The sequence below is a fragment of the Tepidibacillus infernus genome (genome assembly GCF_048898065.1).
Classification (GTDB): Bacteria; Bacillota; Bacilli; order Tepidibacillales; family Tepidibacillaceae; genus Tepidibacillus_B; species Tepidibacillus_B infernus.
In genome coordinates, this window is record NZ_JBLWFI010000002.1 from 164,484 (window position 1) to 180,957 (window position 16,474).

The 16,474-nt window shown below is 35.3% G+C and carries 12 protein-coding genes and 1 CRISPR repeat array; of the genes, 5 read left to right on the forward strand and 7 right to left on the reverse strand.

The window, feature by feature from the left end; genetic code table 11:
• Positions 1 to 113 precede the first annotated feature (113 nt).
• The 4 genes from TEPIDINF_RS13205 (at position 114) to cas2 (ending at position 6,036) form a co-directional block, all read left to right on the forward strand.
• The gene (locus TEPIDINF_RS13205) at positions 114 to 1,301 is read left to right on the forward strand and encodes a glycoside hydrolase family 32 protein (protein ID WP_421692282.1); all 1,188 of its coding nucleotides are present in this window, start codon (positions 114 to 116) and stop codon (positions 1,299 to 1,301) included.
• Positions 1,302 to 1,473: 172 nt separating this feature from the next.
• Positions 1,474 to 4,662: a type II CRISPR RNA-guided endonuclease Cas9 gene (gene cas9 / locus TEPIDINF_RS13210; RefSeq protein WP_421692283.1), complete on the forward strand. Its 3,189-nt coding sequence runs from the start codon at positions 1,474 to 1,476 to the stop codon at positions 4,660 to 4,662.
• Positions 4,663 to 4,823: 161 nt separating this feature from the next.
• A complete protein-coding gene (cas1, locus tag TEPIDINF_RS13215) occupies positions 4,824 to 5,723 on the forward strand; it encodes a type II CRISPR-associated endonuclease Cas1 (protein ID WP_421692284.1) in 900 nt (299 codons plus the stop codon).
• A gap of 4 nt (positions 5,724 to 5,727) precedes the next feature.
• Complete coding sequence (cas2, locus tag TEPIDINF_RS13220) at positions 5,728 to 6,036, forward strand: CRISPR-associated endonuclease Cas2 (protein WP_421692329.1); 309 nt, start codon at positions 5,728 to 5,730, stop codon at positions 6,034 to 6,036.
• A gap of 78 nt (positions 6,037 to 6,114) precedes the next feature.
• Here cas2 and TEPIDINF_RS13225 read toward each other — a convergent pair whose 3' ends face one another.
• Positions 6,115 to 7,371, reverse strand: coding sequence for an IS110 family RNA-guided transposase (locus TEPIDINF_RS13225; RefSeq protein WP_415802040.1), 1,257 nt, complete (start codon positions 7,369 to 7,371; stop codon positions 6,115 to 6,117).
• Positions 7,372 to 7,668: 297 nt separating this feature from the next.
• On the opposite strand from TEPIDINF_RS13225, the gene TEPIDINF_RS13230 reads away from it, so the two are divergent.
• On the forward strand, positions 7,669 to 8,622 hold the full coding sequence (locus tag TEPIDINF_RS13230; RefSeq protein ID WP_421692285.1) for a hypothetical protein: 954 nt from the start codon (positions 7,669 to 7,671) through the stop codon (positions 8,620 to 8,622).
• Positions 8,623 to 8,658: 36 nt separating this feature from the next.
• A CRISPR array of direct repeats spans positions 8,659 to 10,013; the repeat unit is 36 nt; unit sequence GTTTTGGTACTCTCTCAGTTTTCGGTATAGAGAAAC.
• A gap of 495 nt (positions 10,014 to 10,508) precedes the next feature.
• On the opposite strand, the gene TEPIDINF_RS13235 is transcribed toward TEPIDINF_RS13230, so the two are convergent.
• The 6 genes from TEPIDINF_RS13235 to TEPIDINF_RS13260 form a co-directional block, all read right to left on the reverse strand.
• On the reverse strand, positions 10,509 to 11,747 hold the full coding sequence (locus TEPIDINF_RS13235) for an MFS transporter (protein WP_421692286.1): 1,239 nt from the start codon (positions 11,745 to 11,747) through the stop codon (positions 10,509 to 10,511).
• 100 nt (positions 11,748 to 11,847) lie between these two features.
• Positions 11,848 to 12,510 carry a TetR/AcrR family transcriptional regulator gene (locus tag TEPIDINF_RS13240; protein WP_421692287.1) on the reverse strand — a complete coding sequence of 221 codons (663 nt, stop codon included), beginning with the start codon at positions 12,508 to 12,510 and terminating at the stop codon, positions 11,848 to 11,850.
• 27 nt (positions 12,511 to 12,537) lie between these two features.
• The gene (locus TEPIDINF_RS13245; protein WP_421692288.1) at positions 12,538 to 13,692 is read right to left on the reverse strand and encodes an ABC transporter permease; all 1,155 of its coding nucleotides are present in this window, start codon (positions 13,690 to 13,692) and stop codon (positions 12,538 to 12,540) included.
• Positions 13,673 to 14,437, reverse strand: a complete 765-nt coding sequence (locus TEPIDINF_RS13250; RefSeq protein ID WP_068722441.1) for an ABC transporter ATP-binding protein — start codon at positions 14,435 to 14,437, stop codon at positions 13,673 to 13,675. The genes TEPIDINF_RS13245 and TEPIDINF_RS13250 overlap by 20 nt, the downstream gene beginning before the upstream one ends.
• The gene (locus TEPIDINF_RS13255; RefSeq protein ID WP_421692289.1) at positions 14,437 to 15,624 is read right to left on the reverse strand and encodes an HlyD family secretion protein; all 1,188 of its coding nucleotides are present in this window, start codon (positions 15,622 to 15,624) and stop codon (positions 14,437 to 14,439) included. The genes TEPIDINF_RS13250 and TEPIDINF_RS13255 overlap by 1 nt, the downstream gene beginning before the upstream one ends.
• Before the next feature lie 258 nt (positions 15,625 to 15,882).
• Complete coding sequence (locus tag TEPIDINF_RS13260) at positions 15,883 to 16,341, reverse strand: Dps family protein (protein ID WP_068722443.1); 459 nt, start codon at positions 16,339 to 16,341, stop codon at positions 15,883 to 15,885.
• Positions 16,342 to 16,474 lie beyond the last annotated feature (133 nt).

The window sequence follows — 16,474 nt, forward strand, 5'->3', positions numbered from 1 at the left end:
GGTTTGACGAACGATCTAGCACATAAATAAAAGCATGATTCCTGTCACTCCAGTATTTAAATGTATATATTTACCAAATGGACAGAATCACCTTTTCTTTAGGTTTTGTCCTTTTGGCTCTAATTCACGAAAATATATTTACTGAAAATTCCGACTATATTTATGCAACGCTAGTGACAGGAAATATTAAATATAATGCTGAAGATCGTTCAGCAAACCAATGTCTAGTCATCATGGATAAGGATGGCACCATTCGAAAATATGAGAATAACCCAGTGATTAAAGGTATTCCTGAAGGATATACGGGTCATGTTAGAGATCCAAAAGTCTTTAAAAAGAATGAACGTTATTATATGTTATTAGGTGCTCAACGAAAGGATCTGACTGGTACGATTATTGTCTTTGAATCAGTTAATGCCCTTGATTGGACATTTAAGGGAGAGCTAGATGTTCAATTAGAGATGCAAGAATTTGGCTACATGTGGGAATGCCCTGATTATTTTGAACTCAATGGAAAAGATATTTTAGTCTTTTCTCCACAAGGGATCAAACCACAAGGGAATGATTACAAAAACGTCTATAATGTGGTCTATACAGTAGGAGAATTGGATATCGATCATCTTACCTATAAAGTGGCACATCTTCAGAAATTAGAAAAGGGCTTTGATTTCTATGCACCGCAAAGCTTTTTGGATGAAAATCAGAAGAGATTACTTATCGCTTGGGCAGGCTCGGGAGAGATTTCTTATCCTACTGATGAAGAATCATGGGCACATTGCTTAACGATTCCAAGAGAATTGGTACTAAAAGGGAATAAGCTCTATCAGAAACCTGCGGAACAACTGAAGACATTACGAACCACTTCCATTTCTGGAAAAGGAGTTCTACAAGATCAAACATTAGATATTAAAAACCAAACCGATGTGTATGAACTAGAAATCAATTTCAAAGAGATTGAAGCAAGTCAATTTGGGATTGAATTATGTCATTCGGAAAAAGAAGGACTGATTTTGCAGTTTGATCGAGAAAACGAAGTGGTGAATTTAAACCGTGAGAAGTTCGAATACGCCTTTGGTGGAGAATTCGGATTTGTAAGAAGTGAAGCATTACAAATCGATAAAGAGATGAAGGAACTCTTTGTCGATCGAAGCATCGTTGAAATTTTTATCAATGATGGGGAAGTTGTGTTTACGACAAGAGTTTTTCCGTTAAAGGAATCAAGAGGTATTAAGCTATTTGCTAACCAAAAACTAGCTTATCATTATACAAAATATCAATTATCTAATGGGATCGAAGTATAAGTTTTTGGATTAACCCTGCTATTATAGCGGGGTTTTTATGTTGATAGATAAATATCTTTTTAATTAGAAAATAGTTAATATTAAAATTTATGGTATAATTATCCTAATAATTTTACTTTCATAAATAGTGAATCTAGAAAAATTGGCAATAGTAAGGGGGAGAATTGTAAAGATGAAAAAGGTTCTTGGGTTGGATATAGGGATTTCATCAGTTGGTTGGGGCATTATTGATCAGGATACTGGAGAGATTATTGATGCTGGAGTACGATTATTTGAAGAAGCAACACGAAATGCAAACGAAGAACGTCGTGGATTTCGTGGATCACGCCGTATTAAAAGAAGGAGAGTTCACCGTTTAGAAAGAGCAAAACAATTATTTGAAGAACATCTTTTACCTCTTTCTGGTATTGGAAATATTGATCCATATAAGGCTAGATATCGTGCTATTTACGAATCAGTTTCTAAGGAGGAATTAGTTGCTGCGTTATATCATTTAGTAAAAAAAAGGGGAACCATTCTTGATTCACCGGAGGAAGAAAAAAGTAGTGGAAATGAATATTCTACAAAAGAACAATTAGCAAGAAATAAAAAATTACTAGAGAATAGGTATATTTGTGAGGTACAACTAGAACGATTAGCAGATAAGAATGAAAAAATGAGAAACCATGAAAATCGGTTTCGTACGGAGGATTATGTTAAAGAAGCACGTGCAATCTTAACAAAACAGAAACAGGTATATCCAGAAATAACTGAGGATTTCATAACTCAATTTATAGATCTCGTAGAAAAAAGAAGACAATATTATGAAGGGCCTGGATCAAAAATATCTCCAACACCATATGGACCATATTTCCTTGATAAAGATGGGAATTTAGTTGAAGTCTCTATGATTAACAAAATGCGTGGTAAATGTACATATTTCCCAGATGAATTACGTATTGCAAAAATGTCCTTTACTGCAGATCTTTTTAATCTATTAAGTGGTGATTTAAACAAGTTGCAAATTAACGGGGAATACCTAACTTATGAGGATAAGAAATATCTAGTTGATCATTTTATTAAGGAAGGGAAAAATATCACCTTAACTCAGATTTTAAAATACAAAGGTGTTCCAGAAGATGCAGATGTCATAGGGTATCGTAAAGATATGAAAACGGACAAGCCCACCTTTACTGAATTTAAAGGATACAAAGAATTAAGGAAAATTGTAAAGGATAACAAATTACCAGCGGATATACTAGATGACATAGACTTATTGGATTCGATTGTGGAGATACTTACTGCTGAAAAATCATATCAACGTCGTGAGGAACAGTTGAGGAATATATTACTATCAAAATATAATGAAAAGACTACAACTAGAATCATAGATGCTCTAAAGGAAAGTACAAAATTTATTGGTTACCATGCCCTTTCAAAAAAGGCAATGATATCTATCATGGATGAATTATGGCAGACAAATAAAAATCAGATGCAGTTATTTACTGAGAAAGGATTTGAACAAAAACGCTTAGCCCATCTAAGAAATCAAAGAAAAATAACTTTTGATGATACTGCAATTTTAAGTACTGTTGCAAAACGTGCCCACCGAGAAGCAATAAAAATAGTCAATGAGGTACGTGAAAAATATGGTGAACTAGATGCAATCGTTGTAGAAACCGCCCGTGAAAAAAATAGTGAAGAAAAAAGAAAACAATATGCCGATTTCCAAAGACAAATTGGAAAACATGAAAAAGAGATGGCTAGATTACTAGGAGTAAAGTCATTAGCCGATCTTCACTTGAATAGTAAACAACATTTGGCTTTAAAATTATGGGAATCACAAGATGGAAAGTGTATTTATTCAGGGAAAAGTATTTCTGTTCATGATATCGTTTCTGATTCATCGTTATTTGAAATTGACCATATTCTTCCATTGTCATTATCATTTGATGATAGTCAAGCAAACAAAGTACTATGTTACCGCAGTGAGAATCAGAAGAAAGGGCAAAGAACTCCCTATCAATATTTTGCTTCAGGTAGAGCTTCTCGAACTTTTGATCAGTTTAAGGTAGAAGTATTAAATCTATATAATAGTAAAAAAATCTCAAGCAAGAAAAAGGATTTATTACTTGAATTACGGGATATTGAACATAATGAAGAATTGCAGAAGGAATTCATTAATCGAAATTTGGTGGATACTCAGTATGCGATGCGCAGCTTTTCAATGACTTTACGCACTTTTTTTAAAGAGCATGATATTGATACAAAAATCCTTTCTATACGAGGATCATTTACGGCGGCGCTACGTAGGAGAGCACATCTAAATAAGGATCGTGATGAAAGCTATGCTCATCATGCCATTGATGCTCTTATCGTTGCTGCGATTGGGCGAATGCCTATTTTTGATTTCTTTAAGGAATTTAGCATGAATGAACAGGGGGTAGTTTTCGACAGAGAAACTGGTGAAGTTATGGATGAAGACCAATTTTTCAATCATAAATATATCACCTTTTTACGATCATTAAATAATTTTGAATCAAAGATCAAATATTCTCACAAGGTAGATCGTAAAGCGAATCGATCGATGTCGAATCAAACCATTTACGGAACTCGCGAAAAAGATGGAGAAGTCTATTACCTTGGGAAGACTTCGAATATTTATAATTTGGACAAAAACGGTGTAACACCATTGTTAAAACGCATTGAAAAAAATCCTGATAGTTTTCTTATTGCACAACATAATCCTGAGTTATTTGAGCTGATTCAAAGAATTATCAAGGAATATTCAAATGCAGATAATCCATTTAAGGCTTATTATGAAGAGCATGGATATATTATGAAAGATGGAAAAGTACCTGTAAAGACATTAAGGTATCACGATAAAAAATTGGGCATTCACATGAACATTACCGATAAGTATCCAAATGCTAAGCATGATGTCGTCTTACTTAGTGTGAAATCTTCACGAGTAGATATTTACAAAAATCAGGAAGGAAAATATAAATACTTGGGAGTTCCTTATTATTGGTTTAAACAACAAGGGGACCAGTACATTCTTGATATGGAGAAATATAACGAGGAAAAAATGAAAGATTATAAAAAAATTGATGATAGTTACGAATTTCAATTTAGCTTATATAAGAACGACCGATTCTCCTTCGAGAAGAATGGCGAATACTTTGAAAGGATTTTTAGAGGGGATAATAACCCACGCCAAAATATAATTGAAGTAGATTATGTTTATAAGAAAAAGGAAGATCGAAAAGAGGGATTATTAAGTCCATCAACATTAAATAATATTTGTAAATATAATATAGATGTTTTGGGAAATACTTATAAAATAGAAAAGGAAAAATTCAAAATCTATTTACAAAAATAGTAATATGGGTTAAGATAATGATAGTGATAGAGACGTCTATCACTCTATACCGAAAACTGGGTAGAACCTATCAAAACAAGGGTTCATCCCGAGCTCAGCCCCATATAATGGGGCTTTTTCCTTTTTTTATAGACTTTTTTTTTAGTAAGGAGAGGAAACTGTTGAGTTGGAGGATTGTTTATATATCCGAAGCGGAAGAAATGAAATTGTACTTAGATAATTTAAAAGTTATTAAAGGAGATCAAGAAGTAATGATCCCTCTATCCGATATTCATACAATCATAGTCGATAATAATAGGACTGTTGTAACTGGAAGATTAATGAATAAATTGACAGAGTATCATATTCTAACGGTATTTTGCGACGAATCTCATCAACCTAATGTATTTTCTTTGGGGTTGTATAGTCATTATCGAGTGTATGGAGTCTTATATCAGCAGATGAATTGGGATGAACAGATAAGAGGGGAAATGTGGCAAAAGATAGTAAAGATAAAAATTGATAACCAACGTTCAGTTCTTGAATATTTGGAAAAAGATAGTGAAGTTATTAAAAGGATGAGGCAATTAGCAAAAGAAGTATATTTTGAAGATGAAACAAACCGTGAAGGAATTGCCGCTCGTCTTTATTTTAATGAGTTATTTGGAGAAAACTTTCGGAGAGAAAGAGGGGCAGTTGACACCTATAATGCAGCTTTAAATTATGGATATATTGTTTTAAGGTCTACATTTGCTAGAACAACGGTAGCTTATGGTTTACATCCGGCCTTCGGTATTGGACATCGGAATCAGTTTAACGCCTTCAATCTTGTAGATGACCTTATGGAGGCATTTAGACCGATTATTGATTTATGGGTTGCAATGGCTTTTAAAGATTCAGAATTTTTGGATTTAGAGAAGAAACAACAATTAATTCGTCGCTTAAGTTCTAAAATTAATATCGGGGGACAAAGACAAACCGTTTTAAATGCCATTGATTTATTTATTCAATCGTTTATCAAAGCGATGAATAATAAAGATTTAGATTTATTAGTGTATCCTACAGATGCCATCGCCATATAGAGTAATGAGATTACTTCTATTTTTTGATCTCCCGATGAATACAAAGGAAGAAAGGCGAATCTATACGAAATTCAGAAAGCATCTCATAAATAATGGTTTTACCATGTTACAATTTTCAGTATATGCCAAGATTTTCCCCAATCGGACAAGCCTATTTCAATATATTCCAGGATTGAAAAGAAGTGTTCCTTCAAAGGGCTCTATTCGAATCATGGCTGTCACAGAAAAACAATATGAGAAAATGTTAATTTTGGTAGGAGGCAAAACGATACAGGAAGAAATGATTACAGAGGATCCGATGGTGATAGCGTGAAAAATAAGCTTAAATTTGGTAAAAAAGGGCGCAGCAAACTAAGGTCTTTAAAGACCTAAAAAAAATCAAGCTTTGGTTTTAAGCTACAGAAATGTCAGAAGCCTTTATTATACCTTGGGCAATTAGGAGTTTTATTGCCTGATTAATAGCTTTCTCTTTCTGCTTGTCCTGCATTTCTTGTGGCATATCAATTTTATACAAGTCGCTTGGATTCCACACTTCGCCAGTAACAAACATATTGTATATGGCGGTGAGTATCATCCTTGCAATAGCGATTATGGCTCTTTTTTTGCCTCTCCTTTTAGAAATGCGTTCGTACTTGATTTTGTAGTAAGGAGACTTATCCGATTTCACGGCTGCATGGGCAACTTGTACCAATGCAGGTTTGAGGTATACACCGGCACGTGTAATACGGACAGATTTCTTCTTACCAGCAGATTCATTATTGCCAGGTGTTAGTCCCGCCCAGCAGCACAAACGCTTGGAGTTGGCAAATTGAGACATATCTGTACCAATCTCGGAGATAATGGTGATTGCAGATGCTCTATTAACTCCGGGAATGGTACATAAAAGGTTAATGGCACTTTCATAAGGTTCGACCAACTTATCCAGTTTTTCGTCCAGTTCAGCAATCGAATTGGTTACGAAGTCGAGGTGAGAACGAACCATGATCATACGTTCTTTTTGTTCCTGAGTCATTTGGTATCCTTCAATAGATTCAACCACGTTATCTGCTTTTTTTTTCAAAGATTTATGAAGAAGAGAAGTACAGTATTCCGGGTCAAAGGTATCAGAGGAAATCAGATAGTCCGTGATGGAAGTGGCAGATTTGCCAAACATGTCGGAAACGACAGCATCAAGGGCTACATTACAGACTGTGAAAGCGTTTTGAAAACGGTTCTTTTCACTGCTTCTACAAGAAACAAGTTTAGAACGGTAGCGAGTGTATTCACGAAGAATACGGACTGGTTTATTAGGGATATAGCTTCCTGGTACTAAACCAAGGCGGAAAAGGTCAGCAATCCACTTAGAATCTTTTTTATCATCCTTATTTCCTTTTACAGCCTTCACCCATTTGGGGTTAGCAACAGTCATACGGATGGTATCTTCCAAAAGATTGTAGACAGGAACCCAATATTTCCCGGTCGATTCCATGCACATATCATAGCAGTTGTTATCAATCAGCCACTGCTTGAATTGAAGAATGGAATTGTTAAAAGTAGAAAATCTCTTTTTTGAATAATGAGGGGTAATCCCCTGTGAAGTAATAATTGTGGCGACGAGAAAAGTCTTATGCACATCGACACCGCAACAGATAGGATAAACAACTTTCATGGCACAGCCTCCTTTCATAATTGGAGGAAGAAGACATTGACTGAACCATCACACATTTAACAAAGAGCTAAAACAATGATTAGCGTGCGGTCTTATAGAACCACTTATTTGTGCTTGAAAGATGATTCTTACACTGGTTATTATACTGTTTTGAACTGAGAAGTAATCTACGACTCACCTCGCCGTGCTTTGTAGTATATCTTCTCCTTAAGTTAATCATAGCAAAGTGGTGAAAGCCGCACACCATTTTTCATTACTATTTGTGCCGCCAGCGCTAGCGGCGGAATGGAGGTTATTATGATTATATGGAATATTATAAGTGAAGAATTGGAATGTGAAGTGGAAGTAGGACCAATTACAGTTTTAAAAGGGTCACATGAACTTTGGTTTAAACTGGTTCGACTCATAGATGATTACTTTACAAATAAAAATACAGAAGTTCAGATTTATGAGGATACTCAATTACTTTACAAGAAGGATTGGGAGTGTTTATTTATTCCTTATGATGCTCATCTCCAGTTCGACAAGATCAATTCAAAGTCACCATTAAAAATACTATTAGATGAAATGAGTGAAGAACTGTCCTATTCACCTGTTTATCTTGAATTATTAAGCATATGGGATGAACTACGTGATGAATTAGATTTAGTGAATACGAAAATTGAAAAATATGGCTTAACTTTGAAAATGGAATCGTTTGGTATAGATCATCTAAAAGATTTTCTATTGTTTACCGCAACGAAAAACATAATGACTCCTATTGAGTATAAAACTATGCTATTAAACCTGTTTGCGGACAAACTAAATGATAAGAAAAGATTAATTATCATTGAACTTCCAGAGTTGTATGCAAATAATACTCAATTCACGGAATTTATTAATATAGTTGAACAATTGTCTAAAATGGGCATTCAATTTTTGATTGTAACTCAGAAAAATTTAAGTGGGAATCATAACTATGTGTTTGACGAGAAAATAATTAATGAAGCATTGTTGGAAAACATGAAGAGAAAAGTATTTAGTGAAGTTCCATTCATTTGTGAAAATGACCTTTATGAGGAAGCAAAGGATCATTTATTAAAAGTTGTGGATAACTTTGTTTTTCAGAATAGAAAACTGGGGTTATCAACAATTCAAAATGAGGCAATTATCGTTCTTCTATATGTCATGATAAACCATTTAAATATTAGGATTCCCCTTGATATGAGTGGGATTTCGCCAAATTTACAGGCGTTTGTAAAATCTTATTAGCTTCAAAAAATTCACTATGATATAATCAAATCGAAGGTTTTGGTACTCTCTCAGTTTTCGGTATAGAGAAACACTCGGCGTTTTTCGGGTCGTCGGCAGGTAGTTTTGGTACTCTCTCAGTTTTCGGTATAGAGAAACAATCTATCAGTTATAGTAAGGACCCCTTTAGTTTTGGTACTCTCTCAGTTTTCGGTATAGAGAAACTCGTTGTGTTAAGTGATGGAGAAGATAAATTGTTTTGGTACTCTCTCAGTTTTCGGTATAGAGAAACTTTTACCTCCTTTAATTGTGATTCTCGATTGTTTTGGTACTCTCTCAGTTTTCGGTATAGAGAAACGGCACGCCGAACAACCGATACAACGTGATCGTTTTGGTACTCTCTCAGTTTTCGGTATAGAGAAACTATAGAGATGATCCAAAAATTAGCTTATGTGTTTTGGTACTCTCTCAGTTTTCGGTATAGAGAAACTTTGGGCTATGAGTGAGCGGGGTGGGTTGCGTTTTGGTACTCTCTCAGTTTTCGGTATAGAGAAACTATGAGGAGCTTCCGCCACCGTTGCGACCGGTTTTGGTACTCTCTCAGTTTTCGGTATAGAGAAACTCAATTTCTTTTTCAACCTCAACGTCCTGGGTTTTGGTACTCTCTCAGTTTTCGGTATAGAGAAACATGATAAGATATACATCGATTACGACAGAGGTTTTGGTACTCTCTCAGTTTTCGGTATAGAGAAACATACTACAGCAGAAAATTAACCGCATGATCGTTTTGGTACTCTCTCAGTTTTCGGTATAGAGAAACCTACTTCTCCGGCAGTTTCGCATTCCATTGTTTTGGTACTCTCTCAGTTTTCGGTATAGAGAAACGGATTGTTCGATAAGGTTGCCCGTAAAGCAGTTTTGGTACTCTCTCAGTTTTCGGTATAGAGAAACCTAATGTTTTGGATAATGCTGAACGTTGCGGTTTTGGTACTCTCTCAGTTTTCGGTATAGAGAAACTACACTAAAAGGCGAGTTGGTTAATCTACAGTTTTGGTACTCTCTCAGTTTTCGGTATAGAGAAACAGTGGAGCAATTAGAACAACGCTATACAACGTTTTGGTACTCTCTCAGTTTTCGGTATAGAGAAACTCAAATATGCGGATGATAGAGTTATTTTAGGTTTTGGTACTCTCTCAGTTTTCGGTATAGAGAAACTTAAAATACTGTCAAGTAAGGAGATGTTGGGTTTTGGTACTCTCTCAGTTTTCGGTATAGAGAAACATCCTCAATATGCAATATTGTCTAGGCCTGGTTTTGGTACTCTCTCAGTTTTCGGTATAGAGAAACCGCGTCACAGTGAACGGATTCAGCCCATAGTTTTGGTACTCTCTCAGTTTTCGGTATGTTGTTAAAATATACGGATGCGTACAAGCTAAACTTAAAAACACATATTGATATTTCCATAAAGAGGGTCACGAGTTCACTATGCATGTCTTGAACTGTTTTCGGGTACAAAAGAAAGGTAAAAATTAACGATCTTTTACACCAGAAGAATAAAAGAAATGCTCAAGAAAGCAATTATTCAAAAAACGAGGAGATAGCTATTGAAATAAGAAATGTTACGGGATATAGAAGGCTTGTACAATGAATTTAAAGTATTAGGATAGAATCATTTCCTATTATGGAGTTGGTGGCAGTCTACATAATGCTTTTGTAAAATTAATAAAGGAGATAGAAATTGGGGATTATATATTAAGAGATATTAAAATGGATTTTGGATTAATTGATACAAAAGGTATGATAAATGGTCTAATAGGTCTGGATATACTAATAGATATGGGTGCTATAATAGATTTAAAAAATTTAACTATACAACTCAGGGAAACCGTACTTGATACAGATAGATTTTACTTAGAAAAGGTTGTCGAACTGTTAGTGGAACAATGCGATTGGGATAAATAATCTGCTGTTTTCATTCTCCGAGCAACTCCCATAGCTAAAAGAATAAACACAAAGGTAGCAATAATAACACCCTTCCAACCAAAGGGTTGCCAAATATAGCCTAAAAGAGTACTACCAATACTTGCCCCTAAATAATAGGATAAGAGATACAAGGCTGAAGCACTTGCTTTAGCTTTTTTTGCGTGATGACTTACCCAACTACTTGAGGCTGCATGAGTAAAGAAAAAGCCAAAAACAAGAACGACAAGACCAATTAAGATCAGAGGTAATTGTGGGAAAAGCATAAGCACAAGCCCAATAAAGATGATCACTAAACCAAGAAAGATCCGAACAGGAATCGTCAGCTTTCCTTCCAATTTTCCTGAATAGGTTGAGCTAAATGTCCCTGCAAGATAAGAGATAAACAAAAATCCAATGACTGTTGTTGAAAGAAAATAAGGAGCCTGACTTAAATAAAATCCAATATAGTTAAAAACACCCATAAAAATAAAATAAATAATACCAGCTATATAATAAGCTTGGCGAAGAATTGGATTTTGCCAATGGGAAATAAGTTCTTTCATTGCCTCATTGATTAAAAAGGGCTTTCGTTGAAAATGATTAGAATCGGGGAGAAATATTAGAAATAATATAAAACTAATGAGACCTATCATACCCATAACTAGATAAGAATATCTCCATCCCCAAAGGTCAGCGATAAACCCACTGATTATTCTTCCGCCCATTCCTCCAATCGTATTGCCACTGATATAAATACCAATTACTGCACTAATACTTAGATGGTCAAATTCCTCGCCAATATAAGCATAAGCAATGGCAGGTAAACTGGCCAAAAAGATTCCCTGCACCGCACGTAGGAATAATAACATGAAAAAGTTAGGTGCGAAGAAAATAAGAATGGATAAAATAGAAGATGCTATTAATCCGAAAGACATGATATTTTTACGCCCCATAGCATCAGAAATCGGTCCAAATACTAAAAGGAAAACACTTAGTGTTAAAATTGTAAGCGAAATAGATAAGCTAGCTGTTGCAGGTGACACACCGAATTCTCTAGAAAATAAAGGGAGAAGTGGTTGTGACATATGAAGATTTGAAAAAATAAGAAAGGCACCTATACTTAATGCAAAAGTTGCCTTCCAGAAACCAGGGGCTCCCATCTGTAAATACTGCTGTCTATCCATGATCCGTTCAACTCCTTATAGTATTATTATAGAAGGAATCAAGTAAAAGATAAACAAAACATTTGAATATTATAATAAACTAAATTAACCCCTGCTAATGTTAATATCGTTCATTGTTCTCTACTCCTATTACCATCCTTGTTATTTCCTCTTGTTTTTCATTTTTAATAATTCCCTTAAATAGAAGAGTAAAGGCGGAATTGAAAACTTCATGAAAGGGGATCTTGTGCGTATTAAGGAATTGTGGATGGATGATCTGTTCGATAATGGCAAATAGCATTTTCGAAATCACTTTGGTGTTGATCTCTTCCCGAATATATTCTTCCTTTTCGTTCTCTAATAAGTTTGCAATTTGATTTAGAAGATCATGCCGAAAGCCATCAATCGTCTGCCAAACCTCCGGATAAAGGGATGGCAACTCTTCAATGATTGAAGGACTAATGGGAAAGAAAGGAGTTTCTTCTTCGTTTAAAGAGTAGTTGGTTTGTGGCCTTATCATTTTCTTAAACTGTTGGAAAATTCGAAGCAAAATGACCATCGGTGGCACTTTTTCCCGAAGTCCTTTTTCAAATATTCCAAAAAAGACCTGACGATTAGACATAAAAATTTGTAAAAGTAAATCTTCTTTGTTTCTAAAATACTTATAGAAGGTTTTTTTTGAAATTTTTAATTCCTGACAGATTTGTTCAATGGCCGTATTTTTTATTCCTTGTTGAATAAAAAATTCCCATGCTTTGATTTTAATCTTTTTTGAATAATCCAAATCATACCCCCCTATCTCTTATCTATTTTATTCGATTTTCTTACGGAATTTAAGGATTGCAACAGTACAAATGAAAATGGCAAAAATAGATAGAATAAGCGTTTCTTTCCAAAGATATTCCAATCCAATCCCCTTTAAAAAAATACCACGAAGGATCTCTAGAAAATAAGTTAAAGGGATCACACCGCCAATCCATTGGATCACTACAGGCATTGTTTCTCGAGGGAAAATAAAACCAGATAGCAATACACTAGGTAAAATAAATGCAAAAGAAATTTGCATAGCTTGTAATTGGGTTTTGGAAATGGTTGAGATTAGCATACCAATCGCTAAGGTTGTGGTCAAAAATAGTAAGCTTAATCCGATCAAAAGTAGAACACTTCCTTTGACAGGAACACCGAACCAATAGACCCCTGTTGCTAAGACGATGCTAAAGGAGAAAATCCCAATCCCTACATAGGGAAGTAGCTTGCCGATAATTAGCTCTAAAGGACGAATTGGCGTTACGACCAATTGTTCCATGGTCCCTCGTTCCTTTTCTCTGACTAGAGAAAAAGCGGTTAGAATGGCTATGACATTTTGCATGATCAGGCCAATTAAGGCAGGGATGTTAAAAATCAGGCTTTCCATATTGGGATTATATAAAACTCTTGGAAGTAATTCGATTGGTTGATTGATCCTTAAACCACCCTGTTTTTCCAAAAAGCTTTGTTGAATTACAAGGTCTTTATACTGTATAACCAGTTGAGCATTACTTAAAGCGGTTCTTGCTGCATTAGGCTCTGAACCATCAATCAACATCTGAACCTTTGCTGTTTGTTTTTGGTCAAGGGAATGACTGTAATCAGGTGGTATTACTAAACCGGCTCTAATCTTTCCTTGATCCATTAGATCTTGTAATTCTTTATAGCTATTCACATTCCAATTGATATCGTAATAGGTCGTATTGACAAGTTCTTGAATCAGCTGTCTACTTTGCTGACTTTTATCTTGATCCCATACAGCAGTGGAGATATGATCTACATCTGTGTTGACTGCATAACCAAATAATAAGAGCATGAAGAGCGGCATCATGATAGCAATAACTAAGCTTGGTGGATCCCTTCGGATTTGTAACATTTCTTTTTTTATAATTGCCATAAATCTAGAAAAGCTAAATCGTTTAAGATTCATTTGTTGCATGGTTCACCACTCCATTCTGCTGAGCCTTGTTGACAAGTTGAATAAATAAATCGTCTAAGCTTTCTAAGCCAGCTTGTTTCTTTAATTCACTGGGTTTGCCATGAACCAATAAATGGCCAAAATAGATAAATCCGATATAATCACAAGTTTCTGCCTCATCCATGTAATGGGTACTAACAAGAATCGTAATTCCTTGGTTGGCCAATTGGTGAATGACATCCCAGAAGATTCTTCTTGATACGGGGTCAACACCAGCAGTGGGTTCATCGAGAATCAGAACATCAGGTTGATGTAGCATTGCACAAGCGAGGGCTAATCGTTGTTTCCAGCCACCAGATAATGAACCAGCTAATTGTTTTTCTCTCCCTGTCAAACCAGCCATTTCGATTAATTCAGTCTTTCTTTTTTTTGCCGTTTCTCCATAGATTCCATAAATACCAGCATAAAAATCAAGGTTTTCAATGACTGTTAATTCTTCATAAAGACTAAATTTTTGTGACATATATCCAATCCGATGCTTAATCCGTTCCGTGTCCTTAATGATATCATAGCCAAGAACCGTTCCATGTCCAGATGTTGGGGTAATTAGTCCGCATAGCATTCGAATAGTTGTTGATTTTCCAGAGCCGTTTGGACCAAGAAAGCCATAGATCGAACCTTTAGGAATTTCCATACTGACTTGATTGACAGCAGTTAAGGAACCAAACTTTTTGGTAAGTTGGGTACAAGAAATGGCAATTTCCATTATAGATCCTCCTCTGACTGGAAGGTAATATCTGCAGGCATTCCTGGTTTTAATTGATCAAACCCATTGGTCGTTTCAATCGTTACAGCGAAAACCATTTTCGTCCGTTCATCAGGTGTTTGCACATTTTTAGGAGTGAATTCAGCTTTATCTGAGATATGGACGATTTTTCCTTCATAGGATTGGTCAGGAAATGCATCAACCTTGATTGCAACCTTTTGCCCAATTTTGACTTGATTGAGATTGGTTTCAGGTACATAGACCTTAATATTTAATTTTTTTGGATTTAAAAGGGTAAATATTTGCGAGTTAGGCTTTAGGATTTCTCCTTGAGAAACATTTTTTCTTAAAACGATTCCATCAATTGGAGAATTAATCGTGGCCTTTTCCAGTTGAATGAGAACTTGTTCTTTTTTGGCGATAGCTTGCTGCCAAAGTTGGTATAAACGCGAAACCGTGTAAGATGATGCTCCTTCTTGTTGTAAGCTTAACTTAGCTTCAGCAATTTTCTTCTTAGCTTCAACAGCTTGAAGCTGAACCTGTAAAGCTTCTTTATCCTTTTGCTCAGCTAAATATTGAGCTTTGATTGAAATAAGTTGATCATTTAAGGTATTAACCTTCGCTTCCGCCTGATTGACGATCTCCTGTTGGGCTTTAAGCTGGTCTTCAGATATCGCTCCTTGTTGAAAAAGGGAGGTTTTTTTTTGTAATTGTTCTTTTTGATAGGCAAGTGTTTTTTGGGCAGCAGCTAAGGAATGGGAGGTTTGTTGGATCTGGGATTCATTTATTTTTAAGAGATCGTCTGCTTTTTTGGTTTGGATCTTGAGCTGTTCCATTTCTGAATCGATCTGTTCTAAGTTGGCAAGAGTTTGTTTAATTTCTTGGTCCCTTGCACCTGCTTTTGCTTCATCCAAAGAGGCCTTTGCTGCCGCGACTCCTGCTTCTGCCTCCTTTAATTGTGCTTTTAAAATGCGATCATCAATTGTAGCTAAAGTTTGATCTTTTTTAACACTTGTTCCCTCATCAACTGATAATGTCTTGATCTGCCCACCTAGTTCTGCTAATACAGGAATTTCTTCGCCTTCAATAGTACCTGAGTAGATATTTTGATTAGTGGAGCAACCTACTAATAATAACAATGAAACAAATAGAAAGCTTAGGAATATCCGAACATTCTTTTTTCCCATGGTTCTTCCTCCTCGAATTGTAACATTTGACGTACATTTTTCTTTCTATCTTTAATTTACGCAATGGAAACGAATATGTCAATAATCGTTTCCAAGAAAATAATAGAAAAGAAGCACGTTATTGAGAAGGAGGATTCTGTTATAAGATATTTAAGGTTATATATAGCGGGAAATAACTCGTTATGAATAATGTTATGTTTTTTTATCTTCTTTTAATTTCCAAAAAAAGCACTGCTTTTTAGGCAGTGCTTAGAGAAATTATTTACCCAAGAATGCATTTAGCATCCACAGATGTTTTTCTAGACTTTTGGTTATACCAATTAACATGTCTGCAGTAGCATCATCCTTTAGATTGTCTGCGATTTCGATCGCTTGCTTTACTTCTTGAATGATTGTACTAAAATCATTAGCGATATTTTGCACCATTTGCTGCGCAGTTTCATTACCCGATGCTTCAGTAATAGAACTCTGTTGTAAAAAATCCTTCATCATTGCAAGCGGTTTTTCCTTTAATGTCAACAACCGCTCCGCAAGTTCATCAATGTAAGTTGCCACTTCAGTGTAGAATTCCTCGAACTTGGTATGTAATTCGTAAAAGTGATCACCTTTTACGAACCAATGATAATGGTGCAGTTTCACATATAAAACACTAAAATTGGCAATTTGCTTGTTTAAGCTGTCAGTTAAAGTGACAGGAGTAGCTGTCGTTTGAGACATTGATTTTACCAACCTTTCTAGAAAAAATGAGTTGTACATTAATAACATTCCCAAACCCGGATACTTTTATGTTTTACTTCCCCAACTTGGATTTTTCTTTTAATCACATACGATTAAGACGGTTGACTAATTT

Excerpts from the sequence above, each read along its gene's own strand:
- cas9 (WP_421692283.1), top strand. The coding sequence starts at position 1,474 with ATGAAAAAGGTTCTTGGGTTGGATATAGGGATTTCATCAGTTGGTTGG.
- cas2 (WP_421692329.1), top strand. The coding sequence starts at position 5,728 with ATGAGATTACTTCTATTTTTTGATCTCCCGATGAATACAAAGGAAGAA.
- TEPIDINF_RS13225 (WP_415802040.1), bottom strand. The coding sequence starts at position 7,371 with ATGAAAGTTGTTTATCCTATCTGTTGCGGTGTCGATGTGCATAAGACT.
- TEPIDINF_RS13230 (WP_421692285.1), top strand. The coding sequence starts at position 7,669 with ATGATTATATGGAATATTATAAGTGAAGAATTGGAATGTGAAGTGGAA.
- TEPIDINF_RS13235 (WP_421692286.1), bottom strand. The coding sequence starts at position 11,747 with ATGGATAGACAGCAGTATTTACAGATGGGAGCCCCTGGTTTCTGGAAG.
- TEPIDINF_RS13245 (WP_421692288.1), bottom strand. The coding sequence starts at position 13,692 with ATGCAACAAATGAATCTTAAACGATTTAGCTTTTCTAGATTTATGGCA.
- TEPIDINF_RS13250 (WP_068722441.1), bottom strand. The coding sequence starts at position 14,437 with ATGGAAATTGCCATTTCTTGTACCCAACTTACCAAAAAGTTTGGTTCC.
- TEPIDINF_RS13255 (WP_421692289.1), bottom strand. The coding sequence starts at position 15,624 with ATGGGAAAAAAGAATGTTCGGATATTCCTAAGCTTTCTATTTGTTTCA.
- TEPIDINF_RS13260 (WP_068722443.1), bottom strand. The coding sequence starts at position 16,341 with ATGTCTCAAACGACAGCTACTCCTGTCACTTTAACTGACAGCTTAAAC.